Here is a 25,976-nt window from a genome sequence, read left to right on the forward strand (position 1 = left end):
AACATAGGTATAATTTTAGAAAGCTTCACTTTTACATAGTTGACATAGCTACTATGCGCAAAATGTATTTTCTATGACAATCTTTTTAACAATTTTAACAGTGATTCTATGTGGTTTAAATTTATCTTAAGTTTGTTTTCAAACAAATGTCGTTAGAACCTAAAAAATAAATTTTGCGAATTTGGGAAAAACTTTAATATAATTTTAAGACTATCACGATTTAGTTTGCATAAATTTGTACAGTTCGTAAAAACAAATGTAGGTTGGCTCTTGAGCTGTAAATCATTATTAATTCACTTGTATTATATGTTAAAAAAGCTTCGTTTCAACAAACGAAGCTTTTTTTGCTTTAATATAAACCAAATCTGATCATTTCATCTTAACGCTCCATTCGAAATCCATTTCCGAAACTTGTTCTCCTTTTTCATTTGTTGCAATAGATTTCATCCAAAAAGTTTTCCCTTCACCACTATCAATAGCTTCTTGAATAGTTTTTGCTGCTAAATTTCCGTCAATGCATACAAATGTGATTTTCCCTGTGGCTTTTTTAGAGAAATTAGATTTGTTGTTGGCAACCAACATCGAAATTTTTTTTCCGCTGTTTTGAATATGAGTCATAACTAATGCGCCTGTAGATAATTCTGCCGCCATAGCTTGTACAGCAAAATACATAGAATGGAATGGATTCTGATTGATCCAGCGGTGTTTTACCGTGACTACGCATTGAGTATCGTCAATTTGTTGTGCACGAACACCGCAAAAATAGGCGGAGGGCAATTTGAAAAACAGGAATTTATTGAGATTTGATGCTGAAAATTTCATTGTTATTATTTTTATTCTTGTAAAAATAACAAAATTTGGACATAAATCCGCAAACCTTGTTTTAATAAAAAAAAATTAATTAACTGTCTGTAATGTAAGTGTTTAAAAAATTTGTGATTTGAATTTTATAATTTTAATATGTTAATTTTTTGTTAATATTTGGTACTATGTGATACAAGATACTGTCTTTTAGATATATATTTGCATAAGAAATTACTATATACTTTTACACTATGGAAACAACAAATAATAAAAACCTAGCAACCTTCACTCATTTGAGTGCATTGAGTCAATATTGTATTCCTTTCGGAAATTATATCTTTCCGATTGTGATTTGGAGTTCTAATAAAGATAAATCTGAATTTATTGACTTTAATGGCAAACAAGTTATTAATTTTCAACTGAGTATGTTTTTGTATTCTTTAGTTCTTGCTGTAATTGCCATTCCCATAATTCTAATTACAGTTTTTAACAATATCCCTTTAGATACCATAATAAATGATGGAGATTTTATAAGACATCATATTAGTGTAGAAAATATAACCGGAATTGCAATCTTAGCTATCGTAGCCATTGTTTTATTTGTAAGCTTGAAAGTTGCCGAATTTTTCCTCATCATTTTTGCTTCTGTGAAAGCTTCTACTGGAGAAAAATTCGAGTATCCGCTAACGATACCATTTATTAAATAAATCTTTAAATCAATCATCAATCACTTAATCAACAACAAAATGAGAAAACTACTTTTTATTACCGTCTTATTGGTTGCATTCACCACCAAATTGTCAGCTCAAGAAAAAAGGATTATTGACATCAAAAAAATTGAAAATAATCAATTTAAAATTGCCGCAAAAGAAGAAATGAATATCAATTTGAGATTTAATCTTGATTCAAAGGATGACTATAATGTTCTTATCTTTGATAAACAAATGAACAAGGTATCTTCTAGAAAAAATTTTAAAAAAGGAGAAAACAAAATTGCATTTACTATCGAAGAAGGAGAACAATACACCTTAAATTTTATAGGTCCAAATTCGATAAAATTGGTTGCTACATCAACAGCCGAAAATTAAAAAATCATCAATCAAAAAATGAACAGTTCAATCCAATCCAAAAACAAAAAAGAGAGTTATGAACATTGAAAACACAAAAGCCCAAATGCGCAAAGGTGTTCTTGAGTTTTGCATCTTGTCAGTCCTAAAAGACAAAGAAGCATACACTTCAGAAATATTAGACACTTTGAAAGACGCAAAATTACTGGTTGTGGAGGGAACGGTTTATCCGTTGCTCACCCGATTGAAAAACGACGGATTACTCAACTATCGTTGGGAAGAATCTTTATCTGGTCCACCAAGAAAATATTATGGTTTGACCGAAATTGGACAAACTTTTTTAAACGAATTAAATGGCACCTGGACTGAATTGTCTGATGCAGTAAACCTAATCACAAACCAAAAACAATAGTCATGAACAAAACTGTAAACATAAATTTAGGCGGAATGTTCTTCCATATTGATGAAGATGCATACCAAAAACTAACCCGATATTTTGATGCCATAAAACGTTCGTTGTCAAATTCATCAGGTCAAGACGAAATCATAAAAGACATTGAAATGCGTGTTTCGGAGTTATTAACCGAAAAACAAAAAACAGAGAAACACGTTGTTGGACTTAAAGATGTTGACGAAGTTATTGCGGTAATGGGTCAACCAGAAGATTACAGAATTGATGAAGAAGGAATCGGAAATACTTCAACTAATTTTTCGTCAAGTACAACAACGGGTAGTCGAAAACTATATCGCGACAAAGATAACGGAATGGTAGGTGGCGTACTTGCTGGTTTGGGACATTATTTTGGAATAGACAAAGTGTGGCTTCGAATCTTCTTTTTAATACTATTTTTTGCTTGGGGAACAGGAGTTTTAGCGTATATCATTCTTTGGATTGTAATGCCAGAAGCGAAAACAACAGCCGAAAAGCTTGAAATGACTGGAGAACCAGTAACCATTTCGAACATTGAAAAAAAAGTCCGTGAAGAATTTGAAAATGTTTCTGACAAATTCAAAAACGCCAACTATGACGAAATGGGTAACCGCATAAAAACTGGTGCTGAAAAAGTGGGAAGCTCACTTGGAGATTTTATAATAGCAGTTTTTAGAGTTTTTTCAAAATTTCTAGGAGTGATTTTGATCATATCAGGTCTATTTATATTGGCTGCCTTATTTATTGCAGTATTTACTTTAGGTTCATCATCAGTAATTGATGTGCCGTGGCAAGGTTTTATTGAAGCAGGCAATTTTACCGATTATCCGGTTTGGACATTTGGTTTAATCATGTTTTTTGCTGTTGGAATCCCGTTCTTTTTCTTATCATTATTGGGCTTCAAATTGTTGTCTCCTAATTTAAAATCAATAGGAAATATAGCAAAATATACATTATTGGCCATCTGGTTAATATCTGTTTCTTTGGCAATCGCCATTGGAATAAAACAAGCATCAGCCTTTGCTGTTGATGGAAGAGTTGTTAAAAAAGAAATTTTAAACTTAAATCCAACAGACACTCTTTTGCTAAAATTCAAGCACAATGATTATTTTGCTAAAAATCTGTCTGATAATGACAATTTTAAAATCACAATCGATTCTACAGGAAAAGATGTCATTTATTCGAACAATGTAAGTTTTAGAATTGCGCAAACCGATATCAAATCAGCGTACATTCAAATTGAAAAAGAAGCCAAAGGGAAAACGCTATTTGAAGCCAAACAAAGAGCCGAGAAAATAATATACAGCTATAAAGTCATTGGTAATCAATTGATATTCGACAATTACTTGTTATCCGATTTAAAAGAAAAATTCCGTGATCAGGAAATTGAAATAACTTTATTCTTACCTTTAGGCACTTTATTGAAAATGGATGAGTCGATGCGACAGTATGACCAAACTGATGATGACTATTTTTTGTGGTATCCTGAAAATAAAAATGACGTTTATAAAGTGGATAGTGATAAAATAAACTGTCAGAATTGTGTAGATGGAGATAAGGAAAATATCACTATAGATACTAAACAAGAAACCGATAGCATTGTTACAACAACCGTAACCGTAAATGGCGAAGTTGTAACAGTTAATAAAACGGGCAGTAAAAAAGGGTTGTCTGTAGATAAAGACGGAGTAATAATTAAAAACAAGTAGTTATGATTAAAATTATCACGATAATAACAAAGTTTATTGTTGCGACCTTAATGGCACTGTTATTTTCTTCTTGCAATTCCGGTTTCAATATTGGAGATGGAATAAAAGGAAGTGGCAACATTACCACCGAAACCAGACCAGCAATCCAAGATTTCAAGAGCATCGAAGTAAGTCAGGGAATCAAAGTAAATGTAGAGCAAGCGGACACCAAATCTATAACTGTCGAAGCAGACGACAATTTGCAAGAGCACATTATTACAAAAATAGAGAATGGAGTTTTGAAAATAGAATCGGATAAAAGCTATAATTCAACCGAAACACCAGTTGTGAATGTAAAAATCCCTGTTGTAAATGGATTGAGCGCCAGTAGCGGTTCTGAAATTAACAGTTCTACTACATTAGTATCTACCAATATAAATGCAAAATCCAGCAGCGGAAGTCGAATTAATATTGAAGTAGAAGCCGATGCAATTACGCTGGAAAGCACCAGTGGAAGCAACATTGAAGCCAGTGGAAAAGCACTAAAATTAGAAACTACGTCGTCTAGTGGAAGTTCTATTGATGCTAAAGATTTAATGGCGAACGAAGTGATTGCACAAACGACAAGTGGCAGCAGTACTTCAGTATATCCTATTTTGAAGCTTGACGCCAATGCCTCTAGCGGAAGTTCTATTGATTATCATAAAGTTCCAAAAACACTCGCAAAGGAAGAATCGTCTGGCGGAAGCGTTAGCGAAAATTAAACTTCCCTTTTTTGCCAAAAATTACTAAAATCATTCATCAAAAGTGGATGATTTTTTTATATTTGTAATATCGTGTTTTTGCTTTACAAATCAAAAGTCATAACTTTTTTAAACCACATAGAAAAAAGAGACTTTTTAATTAAATTATAGGCGTTTCACTTTTCATAGCTATGATAACTATGAAAAAGCGAAGCTTCTTTTTAAAAAGCTAAATCGACGTTTCAAAACTTTTAGAACTATGTGGTTAAAGACAAATTTTCAAAAAACAATAATTGTAAACCCTAAATTAAAATGAAAAAAAGTACTGTCTTACTTCTAGTTCTTTTAGTTTCCACATTCGTATTGGCGCAAAAAAAAGAAAAATTAAAAGGTTCCAAAATAGTAACAATTGAACAAAAGGAAATAGGCAATTTTGATACAATTGAAATAAGCGACAATCTCGAAGTATATTTGGCTAGAGGCGAAAAATGCGAATTGAAAATTGAAGCTGACGATAATCTTCACGATATAGTCAATATTGATTTAACAGCAAAAACACTTCGAATAAACACTTCGAAAACTGCTACCAATTACAAAAAGTTCATTATCCAAATCACTTATACTAATGAGTTGAAAATGGTCAGTGCTAAAGATGAAGCGATAATAAATGCCATTCAGGAAATTCAATTGGATGATATTGCGATAAAAACTTTCGATGATTCTAAATTATTTTTGAATGTAAACACAAAGAATTTTGCTTTAGAGTCTGACCATAATTCAAAAGTGGAGCTCAACTTGAAATCGGGAGTAGCGACTATACAATTGAGTAAAAATGCGAACTTGAAAGCTTTAGTATCGGCAACCGATTTGAAATGTGATTTATATCAAAAAGCAATCGCTAACTTAGAGGGTGATGTCACCAACGCGAGCATTAGATTAGACAATAATGCTAAATTTATCGGGAATAATTTAACCGTTACAAATGCTCAATTACTTGCCGAAAGTTATTCAAATTGCAGCATTAATGTGAATACAGCTATTAGTATTGATATGGCTGAAAACGCTGAAATTAAACTTTATGGCGACCAAAAAATAGAAATGAAACGATTTGCTGGCAATGCGATTTTAAGAAAGAAACCAACGAAATAATCACAAAAAAAGTCTCAATTTAGAGACTTTTTTTATACTTACATTCAAAAAATTGGATTTGATTACTCTAAAGACGCCAAATATCTTTCGGCATCCAAAGCAGCCATACAGCCAGTTCCAGCTGCTGTTATTGCTTGACGATAAACGTGATCTGCTGCGTCTCCGGACACAAAAACTCCAGCCACATTGGTTTTTGCAGTGCCAGGAACATTAACAATATAACCTGTTTCATCAAGAGTTAGATACTCCTTAAAAATATCGGTGTTGGGTTTATGACCAATTGCTGCAAAGAAACCTGTAGCAGGAATGTCAAAAATGTCACCTGTGGTTTTATTTTTGGCTTTTACGCCGGTCACTACTTGACCGTCGCCCAAAATTTCGACAGTATCGTGGTTCATTAAAATAGCAATATTTTCGGTTTTGCGAACGCGTGCTTCCATAATTTTAGAAGCACGGAATTTTTCACTACGAACTAACATGGTTACTTTGGAACATAGTTTAGATAAGTAATGAGCTTCTTCACAAGCAGAATCTCCCGCTCCAACAATAACTACCTCTTGGTTTCTATAGAAAAAACCGTCACAAACAGCACAAGCTGAAACACCGCCACCCATCTTTAAATAATGTTGTTCAGATTCTAATCCTAAATATTTTGCGGATGCACCTGTTGAAATGATGACCGTTTCGCAATGCAATTCGATTGTATCGTTGATCCAGACTTTGTGAATGCCACCACTAAAATCAACTTTTGTTGCCCAACCGTCACGAATATCTGTTCCAAAACGTTTGGCCTGTTCTTCTATGCCTACCATCATTTGTGGGCCAGTTATTCCTTCTGGATTTCCAGGCCAATTTTCTACTTCATTAGTTGTAGTTAATTGCCCACCAGGTTGCATTCCTTGATATAAAACGGGGTTCATACTAGCTCTAGCAGCATATATGGCAGCAGTGTAACCCGCAGGTCCAGAACCTATGATAAGACATTTTATTTTTTCGATTGTAGTTGACATAATAAATTTCATTAATATTTTAGACAGTACAAATGTATGTTATTATTGAAAAATAGAAACCAAAAAAACATCACTTTTAACTATTTAAAAATAATAAGAATCAATTTGACTATATCACTTGTAAGATTCAAAATTAACCTTATCTTTGCCACCGCTTTCGGGGTGTAGCGTAGCTCGGTTATCGCGCCTGCTTTGGGAGCAGGAGGCCGCAGGTTCGAATCCTGCCACCCCGACAAAAGTCGAACAGAAATGTTCGGCTTTTTTTATTTTAAGTCTTTATAATTGGCTTAAAAACTCAGTACCGATTAGTTATTGCGTCCCGATTTAGATCGGGAAGGCGCAGGTTCGAATTCTACCGCCCCGACAAAAGTCGAACAGAAATGTTCGGCTTTTTTTATTTTAAGTCTTTACAATTGGCTTAAAAACTCAGTACCGATTAGTTATCGTGTCCCGATTTAGATCGGGAAGGCGCAGGTTCGAATCCTGCCACCCCGACAAAAGTCGAACAGAAATGTTCGGCTTTTTTTATTTTAAGTCTTTATAATTGGCTTAAAAACTCAGTACCGATTAGTTATTGCGTCCCGATTTAGATCGGGAAGGCCGCAGGTTCGAATCCTGCCAGCCCGACAACTTTGTTGTTAATCTATTAAAAAGGCTGTAAATCGTATGATTTACAGCCTTTTTTACTTTTTGTAATTTAAACTAATTTAATATTTAAGTTTTTAATAGTACTATCTAGACAATTTTAAAAGTAACAACAACTCTAAACCAGAACTTCAGAACTGCAAAAAATAAAAAATCTAAAAACCACAGTACGTATTTACAAACCCTTTATTGGAACATATTTAGGCACCAATGATTTCATTACAACCCAACCCGTTAAGTAACAAACGGAGCAAATGGAGAAAATAATAAAATATCCTGCTTCAATCCCTTTAAAACCCATAAAACCCATGTTCGTTTCCTTAGTGTAATCAAATAACAATCCAGAGCCTTTGTTAATCATCGTAGCGCCTAAACCTCCTGCTAAACCTCCAATTCCAGTGACTGTAGCAATTGCTTTTTTAGGGAACATATCTCCAACTGTTGTAAAAATATTAGCTGACCAAGCTTGATGAGCTGCCCCGACGATACCAATAATAATTACCGGTAACCAATAGCTAATATGCCCTAATGGTTGCGCCACTAATGCCAATAATGGAAAAAAAGCAAAAATCAACATCGATCTCATTCTCCCCTCATAAGGATTCATTCCTCTCTTTTCAACAAAATAGGTAGGCAACCAACCGCCAATGATAGAAAGTAAGGTAATCGCGTAAAGTACAAATAAAGGAAAAGCAGCTTCAGCAGAATCCATCCCATAAACCGAGCTTAAATAAGCAGGAGTCCAGAACAAGAAAAACCACCAAACGCCATCGGTCATAAACTTGCCAAAAGCAAAAGCCCAAGTTTGTTTATACTTAAAACAATCTCTAAAAGTCACTTTAGTAGTAGTTTCTGCTATATAACCTACTAATTTACTGTCGGCAACGTCGTCCTGCTGAATATATTCTAGTTCAGCAGCACTGACTCTTTTATGATTTTCAGGCTTATCATACATAAAAACCCAAAATCCCATCCAAATAAAACCCAAGGCACCAATAATTATGAATGACATCTCCCAGCCAAAAGCTTTGGCAATAAACGGAATAGATATTGGAGCAGCCAATGCTCCAACGGTGGCTCCTGCATTGAAAATACTGGTCGAGAAAGCTCTGTCTTTTTTAGGAAAATATTCTGCTGTTGTTTTAATTGCGGCGGGAAAATTTCCAGCTTCACCTACTGCCAATACAAAACGTGCAAAAATGAATAAGGTAACACTCACATTAATTACTAAACCTGTATCATTTACAGTACTGATAGCCTCTTTTGCTCCTTCAAAGCCAACAAACCAATTTCCTGTTATCCAGCCTGCTGTTGCAATACCTGCGAAAGCATGTAAACAAGCTCCTATAGACCAGACTCCGATAGCCCAAAGAAATCCTTTTTTGGTGTCCATAAAATCTACAAACTTACCTGCAAATAATAAAGATACGGCATAAAATATCGAGAATAATGCCGTTATATTTCCATAATCATTATTGGTCCAATGGAATTCAGGGGCAATAAAATCGCTCCAAGTTAAAGAAAGTACTTGTCTATCCAAATAATTGATCGTAGTGGCAAAAAAGAGTAAACCACAGATTGACCAGCGGTATTTCCCAATTTTTGTTGTTTCTTTATTCATATTGATTTGGTTGTTTTAGTTGGTTAAAAATGTTTTTTATTAGAATTAATTATTTTAAAATAAGCCTCGGCATTTTTGTAGCAAATTGCTTCTACCATATTTCCAATAAGTGCCATATCATTGGGCAATTCTCCTTTTTGAATTTCGTCACCCAGAACATTGCACAAGATCCGTCTAAAATATTCGTGCCTTGGAAAAGAAAGGAAACTTCTGGAATCGGTTACCATTCCCACAAATCGGCTTAACAAGCCGAAGTTGGAAAGTACGTTCAATTGCTTTTCCATACCATCTTTTTGATCTAAAAACCACCAAGCAGCACCATATTGCATTTTTCCAGCCACAAGCCCATCATTAAAATTATTGGCCATCGAAGCAAACATCTCGCTGTCTCGAGGATTCAAATTATAAACTATGGTATTGGTCAATCCTTCACATTGGCTTAATCTTCCAAAGAATTTGCTCATGTTATCAGCCATATTCAAATCGCCAATAGAATCAAATCCTTGATCGGGTCCAAGATCGTTTAGCATTTTGGCATTGTTATTTCTAATGGCACCAACGTGAAATTGCTGTGTCCAAGATTTTGCTTTATTCATCAAAGCCAACTCGAACAATACCGCCGATTTGTACTTATTAATTTCCAAAACAGATACTTTTTCTCCTTTCAACGCTTTTTCAAAGATGGCAGCGACTTCAGAATCCGCATAATCCTCGCCATAAAAATTGGAATGTCCATGATCTGAAATTCGGCAACCCAATTCGTGGAAGAAATCATGACGTTCTTGAAGCGCTTTTATTAAATTTGAAAAATCAGCAATAGAATAACCAACTATTTCTGCTAATTTTTGAATCCAATCTACAAACGCTCGTCCTTTTTCCATTTCTGTTGCTTTGTCAGGACGAAAAGAAGGCAAAACTCTAATTTCAAAGTTATCGTCTTGCAATTGTTTGTGGTAGCGCAAATCATCTGTTGGGTCATCAGTGGTTCCCACCACTTTTACATTCATTTTGCGGAGCAAATTCTTGACGCTGTATTCGGGTTTTTTTAGTAACTCAGAACATTGGTCATAAATCGATTCAGCCGAATTAGAATTTAATAAAGTGGTTATCCCAAAATAATTCTTGAGTTCTAAATGAGTCCAATGATACAGAGGATTTCTCAATGTATAAGGTACGGTTTCTGCCCACTTAGAAAATTTTTCGTAATCGCGTGCATCGCCTGTTATGAATTTTTCATTCACACCATTGGCACGCATCGCTCTATATTTATAGTGATCACCATCAATCCAAATTTGGTATAAATTCTCAAATTGGCGATCTTCTGCAATATCTTTTGGAGATAAATGACAATGGTAATCAAAAATGGGTTGTTTTTTTGCAAAATCGTGATAGAGCGTTTTAGCTGCCTCACTGTAAAGCAAAAAATCATCCTTAATAAATATATTTTCAGACATATTTTTTAAAATAAACTTTTTTCAATTCCCATTTCCAATCCTCTCAATTCAGCAAGACCTCGTAAACGACCAATGCCTGAATATCCAGGATTGGTTTTTTTGTTCAAATCATCTAACATTTGGTGACCATGATCGGGACGCATTGGGATAATTCTTTTCGTTTGTTTTTGCATTTTTAGAATCGATTTTACCACTGCATACATGTCTACATCTCCTTCTAAATGATTGGCTTCATAGAAATTTCCTTCAGCATCTCGTTGCGTACTTCTCAAGTGAATAAAATTCATTTTTTCGCCCTGACGATCTATAATTCCGGGCAAATCATTATCGGCAATAACGCCGTAAGAACCTGTACACATACAAAATCCATTGGATGGAGAATCAATTGCATTTAACAATTGTATCAAATCAGTTTCGGTGCTCACAACTCTTGGTAATCCTAATATGGGATAAGGCGGATCATCTGGGTGAATCGCCATTTTCACTCCTACACTTTCGGCAACTGGAATGATTTCACGCAAGAAATAATATAAATTTTCTTTTAATTTACTAGCATCAATACCATTGTAGCCTTGAAGTACTTTTAAGAAATCCTCAACAGTATAGGATTCTTCTGCACCCGGTAAACCTGCAATAATGTTTTGTTGCAATTTTACTTTATCGGCATCTGTTAGCTTTTCAAAAGTTGCTTTTGCTTTAGCTTTTTGTGGTTCTGTATAGGTGTTTTCTGCTCCGGGTCTTTTTAAAACGAATAATTCAAAAGCGGCAAATTCATTAACATCAAAACGCAAAGCTTTAGAACCATCGGGCATTTCATAAGACAAATCGGTTCTAGACCAGTCTAAAACGGGCATAAAATTGTAACAAACGATATTGATTCCACAAGCGGATAGGTTTTTGATACTTTGCTTATAGTTTTCGATATATTTCAAATAATCACCGGTTTGCTTTTTGATATCTTCGTGCACTGGAATGCTTTCTACTACCGAAAAGGTCAATCCTGCCGCTTCAACTTCGTTTTTTCGTTTCATTATTTCGTCAACTTCCCACACCTGCCCATTTTTAATATGATGCAATGCAGTAACAATTCCGGTTGCTCCAGCTTGTTTGGCGTCAGATAATTTTACAGGGTCATTTGGTCCGTACCATCTCCATGTTTGTTCCATAATTTCTTAAATTATAATTTTATTAAATACTTGTGGCACCGAAACCGCCATCAACATGTACAACGACGCCAGTAACAAACTTGGACATATCACTACATAAAAATAATAATACGCCATCTAAATCTTGTGGAACTCCAAATCTACCCATTGGCGTATGCTCAATAATTTTTTCTCCTCTTGGAGTTAAACCACCTTCTGGATTCAATAATAATGCGCGATTTTGTTCGCCTATGAAAAACCCAGGTGCAATCGCATTGACACGCAATCCTTCGCCATATTTACTAGCTAATTCAACTGCCATCCATTTAGTAAAATTGTCGATTGCCGCTTTTGAAGCAGAATATCCTACCACACGAGATAGAGGTCTTTGAGCCGATGCAGATGAAATATTGATAATAATTCCCGATTTTTGTTTAGCAAAAACTTCAGAAAAAACCTGGGATGGTAACATGGTTCCAATGATGTTCAAATCCAAAACCTTTTGCAAATGAGACAATTGCATATCATAAATCGCTTGATCAGGACCAATAGTTGCACCCGGCATATTGCCACCAGCCGCATTAATCAATATATCTAATTTACCGTATTTTTCTACAATACAATCTTTGGCTGCTTCAAGTTCTTCTTTGTTTAAAACATTTGCTTTCACAGCAAACGATTCTCCACCATTACTTTTAATGATATTCACGGCAGTTTCAGCTTCTTCAATGCTTAATCCGCCAATTCCAACTATTACTCCTTGTTCAGCTAGTACTTTAGCCATATTGCTACCAAGTACTCCAGCGCCACCAGTGATAAGGGCAACTTTACCTTTTAGGTTAAAAATTGAATTCATCTTATTTATTTTTTATCGATTGAATTAAACTCAAAACGGCTTTAGTTTCAGATTCAATGGTGTCATAATCTTTGTGCGCCATCAATTGTTTGCTAATTAATTTGCTTCCCATTCCTACTGCAGAAACGCCCGCTTTGAACCAACCACTGATGTTTTCACTTGTTGTGTCCACGCCGCCCGTTGGCATAAATCTTAGATTTGGGAAAATATCTTTGATTCCACTCAAGAAATCTGGTCCTAGCATATTACCAGGGAAGAGTTTGATGAATTTTACTCCTGCATTTTCGGCAGCAATAATTTCCGTTGGCGTCATACAGCCCGGACTGTATAAAATATCTTTTGGAATCAAAAAAGCGGCTACTTCTGGAACAAAACCTGGACTGATGAAAAAATCAGCACCCACTTTTAAATATTCTTCTGCTTGTTGCAGGTTCTTGATGGTTCCAATTCCTAATAATCACTCGGGCATTTCGGCATTTCTAACTTCTGTCATTTTGCTGAAGTTGCTTAAAGCAGTTTCTCCGCGGCTTGTGTATTCAACTGCTTTTATTCCTGCTCTGTAAATTGCTCTTAATACTTCTATGGTTATGGTCTCATCTGCGTTAAAGTATAAAGGAAGCATTCCCTGTTGTACAATTGCATCTGTTACTTTTTGAATATTACTCATTATTTATAAATTTTAACTTTAATTACTATTTTTTTGATTTGACCATCACCAATCATTGGAGCGTGAACATCTTCTGGATAAAATATCGCAAATTGACCATCAGTCAATTGAAAGTACATATCGGGTGCATCATTAAAGAAACGAACGTCCTTTTCGGGGTTGTATTCTCCGTTTTGTGTTGTACATTTTTCTCTTGGTTTCCAAGCAATGGTTTCTAGCCCTTTTACGCATATTTGGATGTCGATGTTTTTATCGTGGCATTCAAATTTGGCTAAACTTGTGTCAGCTGTTTTTCCATTAGCAGTATTGACGATTACTTTTAAACCTTCAGCAATTTCTGAAACTCCGTCAGGCAGATTGGTGATATCATTTTGATGGATATACTCAAATGCTTTAGCAAATAAAGGATGTAAACCCTTGTATTTATTAGCGTTGGTTACTGTATCTATAATCATAATACCTTAATTATCGTGCCACTCTACCAGAAGCGTCGCCTCCCATCAGTTTAGACACTTCTTCTACAGTAACTAAGTTTGCATCCCCTTTAATCGTGTGTTTCAAGCAAGAAGCCGCAACAGCAAAATCCAATGCGTTTTGGTCATCATCTGGATAAGTCAATAATCCATAGATTAAACCTCCCATAAAGGAATCTCCACCACCAACTCTATCCACGATATCCGTAATTTGATATTGACGGGTTTGTAACATTTGTTTTCCATCATATAAAACGCCGGCCCATGTGTTGTGAGAAGCAGAAATAGAACCTCTTAAAGTGGTAATTACTTTTTTGGCTCTTGGGAATTTTTCCATCATTTGTTGACAAACTGATAAGAAAGCTTCTGCTTTTACATCGTGTCCGTGAGTCTGAACGGCTGCTCCTGCTGGTTTGATACCAAAGTGCATTTCAGCATCTTCTTCATTTCCTAAAATCACATCGCAGTAAGAGGTCAACTCGGTCATAATCGCTTCGCGGTCTCCACCATATTTCCATAGTTTAGCACGGTAATTTAAGTCGGTTGAAATAGTAACACCTAATTTACTGGCCACTTTAACAGCTTCTAAACAAGCATCGGCAGAACTTTGAGAAATTGCTGGAGTAATACCCGTCCAGTGAAACCATTCAACTCCTTCAAAAACTTTTTCCCAATTAATCATCCCGGGTTGAATATCCGACATAGAAGAATGTGATCTATCATAAACCACTTTACTTCCTCTGCTTACCGCGCCAGTTTCAAGAAAATATATTCCTAGACGTTCTCCACCCCAAATAATATTATCAACCCCAACGCCTCTTTTGCGCATTTCCATCATAGCACATTCTCCAATATCATTTTTTGGTAAACGGGTTACAAAATCAACTGGAATCCCATAATTTGCTAATGAAACTGCTACATTTGATTCTCCACCACCATATACAACATCAAAATTATCTGCTTGTGAAAATCTTAAAAATCCCTGTGGAGCTAGTCTTAACATTATCTCACCAAAGGTGACTACTCTTTTTCCCATTGTTTTATTTTTTATAATTGTTAGTTTATAATTGGTATTCTATATGTTTATTTTTGGTCACACAATTTTTTTTATAAATTTCCATATTTACGTGTACGCACACGGACAATGCAAATATATAAAAAAACGTCAATAATACAAGGACTTAAAAAAAATAGTCTTTAATAGTAAAAAATTATAAATTTACACCCTATTAAAAAACACACAGTTATCATAACAATTAAAAAAATAGCGCAAATTGCCAATGTATCAGTCGGTACAGTTGATAGAATTATTCACAATCGTGGTCAAGTAACGGAAGAGAACATAGAAAAAGTAAATGCGATAATTAAAGAATATGGTTACAAAAAAAATATATTTGCCAGTAATTTAGCTTTTAACAAGAAGTTTAAATTTGTAGTATTTCTGCCTAAAAACGACAATGTTGAATATTGGCAAGCCCCAATAATTGGAATAAAAAAAGCAGCTGAAGAATTGGCTAATTTTGGAGTGACTATTGATTACTTCTTTTTTGATTATAACATCACGTCATTTAAAAAAACAGCGTCCAAAGTTTTGAAAATTGACCACGATGGATTGCTATTCGCACCTATTTTCTATAAGGAATCCGTCGCATTTTTAACTGATTACAAGAAAAAAGGCACGCCAATTGTTATGATTGATTCTAATCTCCCAGAATTTACGGATGTTGCTTATATTGGACAAGATTCTTATCAAAGCGGATTTCTAGGCGGAAAACTTATTAGCTATGGCATCAAAAACGACAGCAACGTTTTGATATTAATGATTATTCAAAATGTGGAAAGCACCTCAAGAACGAATGTTTTTTTACAAAGAACTGCGGGATTTTATGCTTTTTTTAAAGAAAAGAAAGGCCTTCCGAATTTTAATTTCACTGAAATAAATATAAAATATGATATTGAAAATCAACTAACGGTAGATATGTTTAAGGGAATAGATTGCGTGTTTATCCCTAATTCTAGAGTTTATATTGCGGCAAAATTCATTAAAGAAAGTAACTTAAAAGGTATAAGAATCGTTGGTTATGAATTGCTGAAACAAAACTTGGAATACTTAAATGAAGATATTATTGATTTTTTAATTCACCAAAAACCTGAAGAACAAGGCTATATGGGCATTAATCATTTATACAAAAAAGTAGTTTTAAAGGAAAGAGTTACTGACTTAAACTATATGCAATTAGAAATTATTGTAAAAGAAAATCAAATAATTAAAAAGTAATGGATTTTTTTAAAAAGAAGATTTAAAGGGTTTCAATTAAAATGAGAATTAAGCAGTGGACTTTAATTATGTACATGTTATAAATCTAATGTTTACAGTATATGATATGGGTAGGATGTAATCCTGCCAGCCCGACAACTTCATTGTCAATCTATATAAAAAGTCTGTAAATCTTATGATTTACAGACTTTTTATTTATTATTAAACGGTAGTAGATTTAATAATTAGCAGATTTAAAAAGAATTTTACTGAACCTCTTGTTAATTTTATCGATTCATAAAAGCTAACTAGCAGGCTTACTTTTTTTATTTTACATTTGCTTTTTGTCTAAAACAAAAGACAATCCAAAAGTTATTGAATACATATGTCCATCGGTATTGTTGCTATCTTGTGTATGTTTACCATTCCAAGTTAAATTTTGTCCGTAATTATTAAACGAATTAAAATCTACAAAAAAAGCTGTTTTTTTTGAAATTTTTAATGTGGGTGTAATGCCAAAAACAATTCCCCCATAATTATCACCGTTGCTCACTTTTTTATTATAGTCTGCTGCTATTGGTTTGAGCATAGCCAGATGAACACCTGCATGAACTAGAATATTGAATCGTGAAATATCATTTTTAGTTTTGACTAGACTATTAAGGTTGAAAAGTCCTTGAAATGAAGTCCGATATTGAGCTACTTCAAATGGTTTGCTTTTATTTTCTTCACTATTAATAAACCTATCAAAAGCAAGATCCATTTTGATACCGATAATTTTAGAAAAATTATGTCTCGCTCCAACTGTATAGCAATTTAAGACAAAACCATTAAATAATTGATTGTTTACACTAGTAAAATACCCATCCGTATAGGGTCTCGTGCCGTTACTTACTCCAGTTCCGATATCAATAATCCATTTTTCGTAATTCAATTTGGTCTGTGTAGAATCGTTTACGATATTGTTCGAATCAGCGACTATTGAACTTTCTTTTTTTTCCTGTGAAAAAGCAATATTGAATACAAATACAAATAGAATAATAAGGTTGTTACTTTTCATAAAAAATAGTATCAGTTGGAACTATTTCGCAAATATATTTAATTTATTTCTTAATAATTCACTGCCTTTGCAGATATAACTATTTCTAAACATTCCATTGTTTTTTGGTCATTTTTTACATTAATTTTTACACCAACTGATAAAAAAAATCAAAATTTATTTTTATGTAAATCACATATTATCAATTAATTAATGCTTATTTGTTAGGGTTTTAAGCGTGTAAATGCAATTATCATAAATTGTTAAAGTTTAGTTAACCTACTGTTTTATTTTTTACATTTAATTTGCGTTTGTATTTAAAAAAAATAAAAATGAAGACTTTTTATACCTTTATTATATTGTTTATTTCTTGTAGCTTTTTTGGTCAAAACGGTTCCATTAGTGGTAAAGTTGTAGATGATGCTAACGGAAGTAATTTGCCTGGAGTAAACATACTTATTAAGACATTAAAATTTAGTACTACTAGTGATTCTGATGGAAAATTCGTTTTCAGGAATGTTCCTTCTGGCAGTTATGAAGTGGAGTTTTCTTATATTGGTTATTTACCTAAGATTATATCAGAAGTAGTAACTAAAAACAATGAAATCACGTATTTAAATACTACCCTCGCAGAGGTCAAAAATGAACTTAAGGAGGTCGTTATCACCAGAACCAAAGCTAAAGCAGAATCCATAAAATCATTATTGGTCGCTCAGAAAAACAGTATTACGGTTTCTGATGGTATATCGGCAGAAAGTATGAAGCGTACTCCAGACAAAACAACCTCGGATGTTTTAAAAAGAATAAGTGGGGTGAGTGTTCAGGACAATAAGTTTGTTGTTATTAGAGGTTTAAATGACAGATACAATTTTGCATCGCTTAATGGAGCTCCATTACCTAGTTCGGAGCCCGATCGAAAAGCATTTTCGTTTGATATTTTCCCAGCCAATATGCTCGATAATTTGGTGATTACCAAAACTGCATCTCCCGATCTGCCAGGTGAGTTTGTTGGAGGCGTCATTCAAATCAATACGAAATCGGTTCCTGACAAAAATTTTCAGTCGATTACAATTGGTCAAGGTTATAATACGATAACAACTTTTAAAGATCAAAAAAGTTACGAAGGCAGCAGCGCCGACTGGTTAGGGTTTGATAATGGTGCTAGAGATTTGCCTTCAAACATTCCTAGTAGTAAAGAATTTGCGACAATAAACGGAACCCCAACGGCCGCAAACCTTGCAAAAACTTTTGAATACGATTGGAGCATCAATAAAGGTAAATTCAACCCCAATACTGCTTTTCAATATTCTATTGGGCATCATTTTGATTTTGGAGAAAAAGTTTTTGGCGTTCTATTTTCTGTTTCGCACAATCTAACCAACAACTACAATGAGGTAACCCGAAACGAATGGGACAATGGCGATCCTACTTTGCCCTCGGTCTTGAATCAAAAATTTGATGATAAAAATTATAGTCAGCAAATCTTAACTGGTTCATTGGCTAATTTTAGTATGAAATTCAATGAGAATCATTCCGTTTCCTTCAAAAATATTTTGAGCATCAATTCTAATGACTTAGTAGTGGAACGAAGTGGGAAAACAGATGTAAATGATCCTAGGCTAACCACATCGAATGTAAGATGGTTTACTAGCAACATCATTTATTCGGGTCAATTGAATGGGGAGCATTATTTTACGCAACCTAAAATTAAATTGAATTGGTTGGGTTTTTATAGTAATATACAACGATCCATTCCCAATTTGAGAAGAAATGTTTATGTCACTGCAGACCCTGATAGTAGCGACCCTTTACTCAATACACCAAGAGCTACAATTGCCGCAAATAACGGAGGACCGGATTACGGTGGTGGAATGTTCTTCGCTGAAAACAGCGAATCCATTTCTGGAGGCAAAATAGATCTGTCTAAAAAATTTAACATCGGAAAGGAACTCATCAATGAACTAAAGATTGGCGGATTTACACAAAAGAGAGCGCGGGATTTCTTTGCACGGCAGTTGCAATACAATCAGAATCAAACTGGCGGAACTTTTGATCAGTCATTACTATCTTTAACCGATGCTAATATTTTTACCAAAGAAAATATGGGCTTCCTTCCATCTGGTAAGAATGGGTTTACACTATATGACCTTACCAAACCTGAGGATGCTTATGATGCCGGATCGCAGTTGAATGCAGGCTATATCATGTTGGATAATCGATACAAAAAATTTAGATTCATTTGGGGAGTACGTATCGAAAATTTTGTCCAAACCCTTCAAGCTGAAACGCAAACAGAGGGATATATTGATTTGAACAGTAAGAAAACCGATGTTTTGCCTTCAGCCAATTTTATTTATTCTGTAAACAGCAAACAAAACCTACGTTTGAGCTATTCAAAAACTTTAAACCGACCTGAATATAGAGAATTGGCGCCGTTTGCTTTTTATGACTTTACCACCCAGTTTTTTACGCAAGGAAATGTAAAATTAGAAAGGGCTTCAATCCAAAATTATGATTTCCGTTACGAAATTTTCCCGGCCAAAGGGCAATTGTTTACCGTATCCTATTTTTACAAAAAATTTGAAAAACCAATAGAACTAATCCAACAACCACTGAACAGAACCATTACATATAACAATGCCAACAGTGCTATAAATACCGGTGTAGAATTGGAGTTTAGAGTGTTACTAAGTTCGATATTTGCGTCTGATAACGCGACTTTATTTGATGATTTAACCTTATTTTCAAACATAGCGGTGATAAAATCTAAAGCAGATGTAAAAGGGGTTAATGGAGCAAATCCTGAAACAACTAGAACCATGCAAGGGCAATCGCCTTATGTATTTAATGGTGGTTTACAATACATGAATAAAGACATTGGTTTGACTATTTCAGGAAATATCAACCGAGCAGGAAATAGAATTGCCTATGCTTCAAGCGAACTTAAACCGGCCATTTGGGAAAAAGGAAGAACTTTTATAGACATGCAAATTGCTAAATCTATATTCAAAAACACAGTAGAATTTAAGTTGAATATTCAAAACCTTTTGGCTCAAGATTTAATTTTTTATCAAAATAATTATAGAAATACTGTGGAGTACGGTACTTTAGAAACCCTAGCTAACGCCATTTTTACGGGCGATCCACATTATGAAGACGGCTACAATCCCGCCGATGATGATGCTATTTGGTTAACTAAATTTGGAAGATCTTTTTCTTTCTCGGCTACTTATAATTTTTAATTGTTTTAATTGTTTTAATTGTTTTAAATGGGGCTAGAAGATTTAGAAAGGAATTTATCGCTTATAAGTTCACACAATTTTGGAACGGACTTTTTTTTGGGAATGTCGTCTTCTATTCAATATAATATAAATAAAACAATAGATTCCACATTATTTTGTAATACTATCAATCCGCCTTCAGAGGATTATGTTTCTGTTTATAAAGCCGAATTAATTCGTTACAAACAAGATATTGAATTAATTAAACAATCTGAGGTTTGTAATTTTAGATTCTCTTTGTCTTGGTCCAGAATTCTGCCGCAAGGAATTGGAAAACTCAACAGCCAGGCCATAGCATTTTACAATGACATTCTTGACATTTGTGTAGAAAATGAAATTATTCCTTTTGTAACTCTTTATGATTCACACTTACCAAAGGCATTAGAAAGTAAAGGAGGTTGGTCAAATCGTGAAATGTTAACTTGGTTTGAAAACTATGTACACGTTTGCGTAAATGCATTTAAAGGAAAAGTAAACCATTGGATTGTATTTAACGAGCCGTCGGTATTTACTGGTGCGAGTAACTTTTTAGAGATGTATCCTTCGGGAAAAAATAGTATACATACCTTTTTATCGTCTTTACATCATACCCTACTTTGCCAATCGATTAGTGTTAGAAAAATAAAAGAAATAGAAAAAGAAGTTCAAGTTGGAACTTTTTTTTCGTGTAACTATGTTATTCCCATTTCTTACAATGATAAAGATTTAAAAGCGGTAGAGCGAATAGACGCATTGTTAAATCGCGTATTCATCGAACCAGCACTTGGATTGGGATATCCTATAAAAACATTACCTTTTTTAAAAAGTATTTCTAAATATACGCTGCCTGGAGATGATGATTTAATTCAAGTTGATTTTGATTTTATTGGTTTACAAAATTGCACCAGAGAAGTAGTATCTCATAATTTATTCGTTCCGTATTTAAATGCTAAAATTGTTCAATATGATAAACTTAGAATTAAAAAAAATCATTTTAGTCCTCAGATTTATCGTGAATTAACCTATCTTATAGTTAAAAAGTATAGCAAGTACGAAGGAGTAAAAAAAATTTTTCTAAACGAAATTCTTAGTTCTACTGAAGATCAGAATAGTTTGAATTCTAACATAGATATTAAAAGCGAATGTAATATTTTATCCTTCTTACAACAAATTGCGCTTGCGAATCAAACTGGCGGAAAGGTCAATGGTTATTTTGTATCTACCTAAATAAAATATTTTTTAAATAGTAAGTTTTGCCTTTCTTTTTGTATTTTTCATTTTTGATTGAAACAACTACACAACTTATCGACGGAATTAATTGCAATTCTTGATTAGTACTAGAAAAATTTAAAAAAAAATTTAGTTCTTTTTTTATGTTCTGGCAACTAGCTATTGTAATCATAAAAAAACCTCAAACAACCTTTTTAATAACTGAATACATGGTACTAAAAAGAAAAAAAAGGTGTAATAAATTACGTTGTAAACTATTTGTTAATCTTGGTAACAATCTCTTTACTTAAACGTTTTATTTATTTAATTTTAACTTTGCATTCGATTTCATTCTTAGATATAAATTTGTCCTGTTTAACAAAAAACAATCTAAACAATGAAAAAAAATTATTTAATTGCAATGTTCGCATTAGTTTGCAGCTTTGCAATGGCACAAGTTCAGCAAACACCTTACAGAGGTGCTTTCGCTCCAGCTCCAACAGCAATGTGGACAAACGGTTGGACAAATTTCGATCCTAACAATGCTGTTTACGGCAATGTGACAACAGCAGTTACTGCGGATATTACATCCAATGTAACTTGGACCAAAGACAAAGTGTATGAGTTGACGAAACTTATCACTGTAAGAAACAATGCTACCTTGACTATCCAAGCGGGTACTGTAATCAGAACAAAAACTCTTGCTGCTGCTTTGGTAATCACTAGAGGTTCTAAATTAAATGCTATTGGAACTCTTGCAGAACCAATCGTTTTTACTTCTAAAGCTGCTGCTGGTTCAAGACAAAGAGGAGATTGGGGAGGAATTGTACTTTTGGGTAAAGGAAGATACAATTTAAACAATGGTGTAAACTATATCGAAGGGATCTCTCAAAACGTAAATACTGAATTTGGTGGTGGTCTTACTCCTGACGATAATGACAATTCTGGAACATTGAAATATGTACGAATTGAGTACGCTGGTTATGTTTTTGCTCCAAACAATGAACTAAATGGTTTGACTATGGGTGCTGTAGGAAAAGGTACTACGATAGACTATGTTCAAGTGTCCTACTCTAATGATGATTCTTTCGAATGGTTCGGAGGTTCTGTAGATTGTAAGCACCTTGTGGCTTTCAATGGTTTAGATGATGATTTTGATACTGATAACGGATATAAAGGAATTTGTCAGTATGGTTTGTCAATCAAAGATCCTAACAATGCTGATATCTCTACCTCAGAATGTTTCGAATCTGATAACAATGCAGCTGGTACTGCAACTGCTGTTGCTTATGGCGATTTTACTTCTGCTGTGTTTACTAATTACACTTGTATTGGGGCAAACAGTCGTTATACATTACCAAACGGTGGAACATTAAATTCACTTCATGATAAAGCATTACGTTTAAGAAGAGCTTCTCAATTGAAAGTGTTCAACTCTATCTTCGTTGATTTCAAAACTGGATTAGTGATAGAATCTACTTTGTCTAACGGATATGCAGCTAATACTACTGGTGGTGATTTGTTGAAATTCAGAAACAACATCATAGTTTCGCCTGCTGCTACTCGTTTTTTAGCACCTAATGCTACTACTTCTACCAGTCCAACGAACGCAGAAATGGTTACTTGGTTTGATGAGGTTGCAAAAGACAACAAAACAATCGTTTCAAACACGGGTATTTTAGAACGTGCTTATGACGCGACCGATGCTCAAAATTACAAAACCATTACTGACAATTCAGATACAGTAAATATTGATTACAGACCATCAAGTGCAGATGCTAAAACGGGTGCTGCTTTTACTGATCCATCGTTATTTGGATTACTTGTTGTAGGAGCAGCTCCTGGTGTAAGTAATAAAACGTATTGTAAAGGGGTGGTTGCACCAGCATTGAACGCAAATTTAACTTCAAATGGAGTGTCATTAAGATGGTTTACAACTGCTACTATTCCGTTGACAGCAGATAAAACTGATCCTCCAACAACTACTGTTGATACGAATGTTGCGCCTTATACGGTTGCTCCTGTTCCTGCTACTTCAGTTGTAGGTTCAAAAAAATATTATGTTCGTGAAGTTGATGTTAACGGAGTGTTAAGTGCTGCTGCTACAATAACAGTTGAAATTACACCATCTCCGCTTGTTGCTTTAGGAACAATCACCAGTACATTGACTGATGGTGGTGCTGTCGCTACTGCGGCTGTTGGTCCTTATGTAGGAACTACAACTCAATTGACTTACACAGTACCAGCTTCTTCTGAAGTAGGTGTTGTTTCTTACTTATGGTCAGTTCCATTAGGAGCTAATATTATTTCTGGTCAAGGAACAAACACTGTTGTTGTAAACTATAACAACGTTGCCTCTGGTTTATTGAAAATTGGTAATATTGGCGTACAAGCAGTAAATGGTGGTGGTTGTCCTGGCGTTATGAAAGTATTAGCTATCACTGCTGTTTTACCTGCTGCTCCTGCAGCTATCAAAATGACCGATGCTTTATTGCCAATACCTACTACAACCGGTATAGCTCCTGCTGTAACTAGTTTTGCTAAGTATATGGGTCAAACAACTCCGTTAGTGCTTACTGCAACTCCTGTTGCTGCTGCAAGAGCGTATGTATGGGAATTGCCTACGGGCGTAAACTTGTTGAATTTGGGTACAGTTGTTCCTTCAACTACAACTAATCCTAATCCTACAACTCTTTTTTATAGTGTTTTTCCTTTTACAGTGCCAGGTAGTAGACCGACTGCAGTAGGAAATCAATATTTCCAAGTTGTATCTACATTATATACTTCTGGAGTTAGAATTGCTACGGCTTCAAGATTTGTGGTGGGTGGCAAACTTACAAATAATGCGCTTGTTGCTCCTGTCGGAGGTTATATGGCTACATCATCTACTAATACTACTGCTACCAGTGTTCAAGATGGTTCTGTTGGTGTTTTCAGAGCTAATGCTGTAGGTGCCGCGTTTACACAAGTAAACGGTTTTACTGTTGATCCAGCTTTCCCTATTACAACTACAACATCTAACGTAATATCTGTAAACTTCGCTGGTGTAACTAGTGGTAATACTTATAATTACATGACAACAGCGGCTGTTCCAGTTTCGACAAATGTATTGCGAATAGGTGTTAGATCTATTAATGGTGTTGGTGTTTCTTTGACTTCTAACGCTACTGCTGTGGATCCTGTTACAAGCTCTACGGCTAAATTGTTGACTTTGAAAGCAACTTTACCTGCTGCACCTTCAGTTATAAAAATGACGAACGATGCGGTTAGTACCAGTACTGCCGTTACAGTAATCAGTAAATTTGTAGGCACAACTACACCATTTACCTTGACTGCTACTCCTTCTGCTTTGGCTTCTTCTTACTCTTGGGAATTGCCAGCTGGAGTTAATGCATTATCTAGCCTTACTTCAAATGTAATCACTGTAAATTTTGCAGATGTTGCTCCTGGAACAACATCTTTATACATCGGTGTTAAAGCAGTAAATGGAATAGGTTCTTCAAATACTAGTACTAATGGTACTCTTGTTCCTGCTACTACTTCTACGGCTAAATTGTTGAAATTGACTGCAACTGTTCCTGCTGCAGTAACTATTGTAACAGGACAAATTGCTGGTGTATGTGCTGAAAGTTCTTACGCCTATACTATGACTCCTTCTTTACTTGCTACTTCGTATTTGATTACTGCTCCAACAGGATCTGTTGTAACATCAGCAAGCAATATGAGCAATACGTCAAATGTACTCGCTAGTACCGACTTAACATTTACGGTGACGTATCCTGCTGCTTTTGTCGCTACAACAACTGCTCCTAAATCTTTAGTGATTGCATCTGTAAACGGAGTTGGAAATAGTTTGTTGAACAAAACATTAGTATTATCCACGCTAATGCCATCAGTAGGTACTGCTACAGGTGGTACTGCATTTAATCGATGTGAAACTAAAACAATTTCAGTTCCTATGGTTATTGGAGCTACTAGCTATGCTTGGACAGTGGCTGATGGTGCAACTATAGTATCTGGTCAAGGGACTAACGAAGTTGTAGTTGATTTCGCTCTTGTTCCTTCTACTAAAACAACAAATATTGTACGAGTGGCTGCACTTAATGCTTGCGGAACTTCAAGTCTTGTTAAGCTAATTACCTTAGCTAGTACAGCTTGCCCGGTTATTATTACTTCTTCTAAAATGGCTGCAATCACAATTAGTTCAACTGAGGTATATCCTAATCCAGTGTCTAGTGAATTCAGTATTGATGTTACTGCTTCAAGAACGGGTGTTCTTCAAATCGGAATCTATTCATTAGATGGTAATGCAGTAGTTAGCCCAAAAGCGGTTAAATTGCAAGCAAGTTCAAATACTATCAACGAAAATGTTTCTTCATTGAAAAAAGGAATCTATATTGTTAGATTAGTAAACACTTCAAACAATGAAGTAACAACTAAAAAATTAATTAAAAACTAA

General features: G+C 34.6%; 21 protein-coding genes and 1 tRNA gene. 11 read left to right on the top strand and 11 right to left on the bottom strand.

The annotated features are described in order from the left end of the window. Window positions 1-369: 369 nt before the first annotated feature. The gene (locus RMO83_RS05970; RefSeq protein ID WP_310558760.1) at window positions 370-822 is read right to left on the bottom strand and encodes a DUF4442 domain-containing protein; all 453 of its coding nucleotides are present in this window, start codon (window positions 820-822) and stop codon (window positions 370-372) included. Window positions 823-1,055: 233 nt separating this feature from the next. Here RMO83_RS05970 and RMO83_RS05975 point away from each other — a divergent pair, with 233 nt between their 5' ends. The 6 genes from RMO83_RS05975 (at window position 1,056) to RMO83_RS06000 (ending at window position 5,881) form a co-directional block, all read left to right on the top strand. Further along, a complete protein-coding gene (locus tag RMO83_RS05975) occupies window positions 1,056-1,511 on the top strand; it encodes a DUF4870 domain-containing protein (RefSeq protein WP_310558761.1) in 456 nt (151 codons plus the stop codon). Window positions 1,512-1,550: 39 nt separating this feature from the next. Then, window positions 1,551-1,892, top strand: coding sequence for a hypothetical protein (locus RMO83_RS05980; protein ID WP_310558762.1), 342 nt, complete (start codon window positions 1,551-1,553; stop codon window positions 1,890-1,892). 58 nt (window positions 1,893-1,950) lie between these two features. Further along, a complete protein-coding gene (locus tag RMO83_RS05985; RefSeq protein WP_310558763.1) occupies window positions 1,951-2,283 on the top strand; it encodes a PadR family transcriptional regulator in 333 nt (110 codons plus the stop codon). 2 nt (window positions 2,284-2,285) lie between these two features. After that, the gene (locus tag RMO83_RS05990; RefSeq protein ID WP_310558764.1) at window positions 2,286-4,010 is read left to right on the top strand and encodes a PspC domain-containing protein; all 1,725 of its coding nucleotides are present in this window, start codon (window positions 2,286-2,288) and stop codon (window positions 4,008-4,010) included. 2 nt (window positions 4,011-4,012) lie between these two features. Continuing rightward, the gene (locus tag RMO83_RS05995; protein WP_310558765.1) at window positions 4,013-4,753 is read left to right on the top strand and encodes a head GIN domain-containing protein; all 741 of its coding nucleotides are present in this window, start codon (window positions 4,013-4,015) and stop codon (window positions 4,751-4,753) included. A 291-nt stretch (window positions 4,754-5,044) separates the two neighbouring features. Beyond that, window positions 5,045-5,881, top strand: a complete 837-nt coding sequence (locus tag RMO83_RS06000) for a GIN domain-containing protein (RefSeq protein ID WP_310558766.1) — start codon at window positions 5,045-5,047, stop codon at window positions 5,879-5,881. Window positions 5,882-5,943: 62 nt separating this feature from the next. On the opposite strand, the gene trxB is transcribed toward RMO83_RS06000, so the two are convergent. Further along, window positions 5,944-6,891 carry a thioredoxin-disulfide reductase gene (trxB, locus tag RMO83_RS06005; RefSeq protein ID WP_310558767.1) on the bottom strand — a complete coding sequence of 316 codons (948 nt, stop codon included), beginning with the start codon at window positions 6,889-6,891 and terminating at the stop codon, window positions 5,944-5,946. Between the two features lie 158 nt (window positions 6,892-7,049). Here trxB and RMO83_RS06010 point away from each other — a divergent pair. Then, window positions 7,050-7,124, top strand: a tRNA-Pro gene (locus RMO83_RS06010). Window positions 7,125-7,711: 587 nt separating this feature from the next. On the opposite strand, the gene RMO83_RS06015 is transcribed toward RMO83_RS06010, so the two are convergent. The 8 genes from RMO83_RS06015 to RMO83_RS06050 are packed head-to-tail and all read right to left on the bottom strand — an operon-like array spanning window position 7,712 to window position 14,788. After that, complete coding sequence (locus RMO83_RS06015) at window positions 7,712-9,157, bottom strand: MFS transporter (protein ID WP_310558768.1); 1,446 nt, start codon at window positions 9,155-9,157, stop codon at window positions 7,712-7,714. A gap of 23 nt (window positions 9,158-9,180) precedes the next feature. After that, a complete protein-coding gene (uxaC, locus tag RMO83_RS06020) occupies window positions 9,181-10,611 on the bottom strand; it encodes a glucuronate isomerase (protein WP_310558769.1) in 1,431 nt (476 codons plus the stop codon). 5 nt (window positions 10,612-10,616) lie between these two features. Further along, entirely contained in the window at window positions 10,617-11,777 is a 1,161-nt protein-coding gene (uxuA, locus tag RMO83_RS06025) for a mannonate dehydratase (RefSeq protein WP_310558770.1), read from the bottom strand. A gap of 22 nt (window positions 11,778-11,799) precedes the next feature. Continuing rightward, complete coding sequence (locus tag RMO83_RS06030; protein ID WP_310558771.1) at window positions 11,800-12,612, bottom strand: SDR family oxidoreductase; 813 nt, start codon at window positions 12,610-12,612, stop codon at window positions 11,800-11,802. A 1-nt stretch (window position 12,613) separates the two neighbouring features. Beyond that, window positions 12,614-13,060: a hypothetical protein gene (locus RMO83_RS06035; protein WP_310558818.1), complete on the bottom strand. Its 447-nt coding sequence runs from the start codon at window positions 13,058-13,060 to the stop codon at window positions 12,614-12,616. Window positions 13,061-13,069: 9 nt separating this feature from the next. Continuing rightward, on the bottom strand, window positions 13,070-13,279 hold the full coding sequence (locus tag RMO83_RS06040; protein WP_310558772.1) for a hypothetical protein: 210 nt from the start codon (window positions 13,277-13,279) through the stop codon (window positions 13,070-13,072). After that, window positions 13,279-13,734 (bottom strand): YhcH/YjgK/YiaL family protein, encoded by a 456-nt coding sequence (locus RMO83_RS06045; RefSeq protein ID WP_310558773.1) that lies wholly within the window; start codon window positions 13,732-13,734, stop codon window positions 13,279-13,281. Before RMO83_RS06045 ends, RMO83_RS06040 begins: the two co-directional genes overlap by 1 nt. A 10-nt stretch (window positions 13,735-13,744) precedes the next feature. Beyond that, window positions 13,745-14,788: a sugar kinase gene (locus RMO83_RS06050; protein ID WP_310558774.1), complete on the bottom strand. Its 1,044-nt coding sequence runs from the start codon at window positions 14,786-14,788 to the stop codon at window positions 13,745-13,747. A gap of 228 nt (window positions 14,789-15,016) precedes the next feature. Here RMO83_RS06050 and RMO83_RS06055 point away from each other — a divergent pair, with 228 nt between their 5' ends. Beyond that, window positions 15,017-16,030 (top strand): LacI family DNA-binding transcriptional regulator, encoded by a 1,014-nt coding sequence (locus RMO83_RS06055; protein ID WP_310558819.1) that lies wholly within the window; start codon window positions 15,017-15,019, stop codon window positions 16,028-16,030. Window positions 16,031-16,340: 310 nt separating this feature from the next. On the opposite strand, the gene RMO83_RS06060 is transcribed toward RMO83_RS06055, so the two are convergent. Next, entirely contained in the window at window positions 16,341-17,069 is a 729-nt protein-coding gene (locus RMO83_RS06060) for a hypothetical protein (protein WP_310558775.1), read from the bottom strand. Window positions 17,070-17,380: 311 nt separating this feature from the next. Between RMO83_RS06060 and RMO83_RS06065 the strand changes: the two genes are divergently transcribed. The 3 genes from RMO83_RS06065 (at window position 17,381) to RMO83_RS06075 (ending at window position 25,976) form a co-directional block, all read left to right on the top strand. Further along, the gene (locus RMO83_RS06065) at window positions 17,381-20,290 is read left to right on the top strand and encodes a TonB-dependent receptor domain-containing protein (RefSeq protein WP_310558776.1); all 2,910 of its coding nucleotides are present in this window, start codon (window positions 17,381-17,383) and stop codon (window positions 20,288-20,290) included. 27 nt (window positions 20,291-20,317) lie between these two features. Continuing rightward, the gene (locus RMO83_RS06070) at window positions 20,318-21,535 is read left to right on the top strand and encodes a family 1 glycosylhydrolase (protein ID WP_310558777.1); all 1,218 of its coding nucleotides are present in this window, start codon (window positions 20,318-20,320) and stop codon (window positions 21,533-21,535) included. 379 nt (window positions 21,536-21,914) lie between these two features. Next, a complete protein-coding gene (locus tag RMO83_RS06075; protein WP_310558778.1) occupies window positions 21,915-25,976 on the top strand; it encodes a T9SS type A sorting domain-containing protein in 4,062 nt (1,353 codons plus the stop codon).

Source organism: Flavobacterium sp., assembly GCF_031423415.1.
Taxonomy (GTDB): Bacteria; Bacteroidota; Bacteroidia; order Flavobacteriales; family Flavobacteriaceae; genus Flavobacterium.

Coding starts and splice junctions, on each gene's coding strand:
- RMO83_RS05970 (WP_310558760.1), bottom strand. CDS start 822: ATGAAATTTTCAGCATCAAATCTCAATAAATTCCTGTTTTTCAAATTG.
- RMO83_RS05975 (WP_310558761.1), top strand. CDS start 1,056: ATGGAAACAACAAATAATAAAAACCTAGCAACCTTCACTCATTTGAGT.
- RMO83_RS05980 (WP_310558762.1), top strand. CDS start 1,551: ATGAGAAAACTACTTTTTATTACCGTCTTATTGGTTGCATTCACCACC.
- RMO83_RS05985 (WP_310558763.1), top strand. CDS start 1,951: ATGAACATTGAAAACACAAAAGCCCAAATGCGCAAAGGTGTTCTTGAG.
- RMO83_RS05990 (WP_310558764.1), top strand. CDS start 2,286: ATGAACAAAACTGTAAACATAAATTTAGGCGGAATGTTCTTCCATATT.
- RMO83_RS05995 (WP_310558765.1), top strand. CDS start 4,013: ATGATTAAAATTATCACGATAATAACAAAGTTTATTGTTGCGACCTTA.
- RMO83_RS06000 (WP_310558766.1), top strand. CDS start 5,045: ATGAAAAAAAGTACTGTCTTACTTCTAGTTCTTTTAGTTTCCACATTC.
- trxB (WP_310558767.1), bottom strand. CDS start 6,891: ATGTCAACTACAATCGAAAAAATAAAATGTCTTATCATAGGTTCTGGA.
- RMO83_RS06015 (WP_310558768.1), bottom strand. CDS start 9,157: ATGAATAAAGAAACAACAAAAATTGGGAAATACCGCTGGTCAATCTGT.
- uxaC (WP_310558769.1), bottom strand. CDS start 10,611: ATGTCTGAAAATATATTTATTAAGGATGATTTTTTGCTTTACAGTGAG.
- uxuA (WP_310558770.1), bottom strand. CDS start 11,777: ATGGAACAAACATGGAGATGGTACGGACCAAATGACCCTGTAAAATTA.
- RMO83_RS06030 (WP_310558771.1), bottom strand. CDS start 12,612: ATGAATTCAATTTTTAACCTAAAAGGTAAAGTTGCCCTTATCACTGGT.
- RMO83_RS06040 (WP_310558772.1), bottom strand. CDS start 13,279: ATGAGTAATATTCAAAAAGTAACAGATGCAATTGTACAACAGGGAATG.
- RMO83_RS06045 (WP_310558773.1), bottom strand. CDS start 13,734: ATGATTATAGATACAGTAACCAACGCTAATAAATACAAGGGTTTACAT.
- RMO83_RS06050 (WP_310558774.1), bottom strand. CDS start 14,788: ATGGGAAAAAGAGTAGTCACCTTTGGTGAGATAATGTTAAGACTAGCT.
- RMO83_RS06060 (WP_310558775.1), bottom strand. CDS start 17,069: ATGAAAAGTAACAACCTTATTATTCTATTTGTATTTGTATTCAATATT.
- RMO83_RS06065 (WP_310558776.1), top strand. CDS start 17,381: ATGAAGACTTTTTATACCTTTATTATATTGTTTATTTCTTGTAGCTTT.
- RMO83_RS06070 (WP_310558777.1), top strand. CDS start 20,318: ATGGGGCTAGAAGATTTAGAAAGGAATTTATCGCTTATAAGTTCACAC.
- RMO83_RS06075 (WP_310558778.1), top strand. CDS start 21,915: ATGAAAAAAAATTATTTAATTGCAATGTTCGCATTAGTTTGCAGCTTT.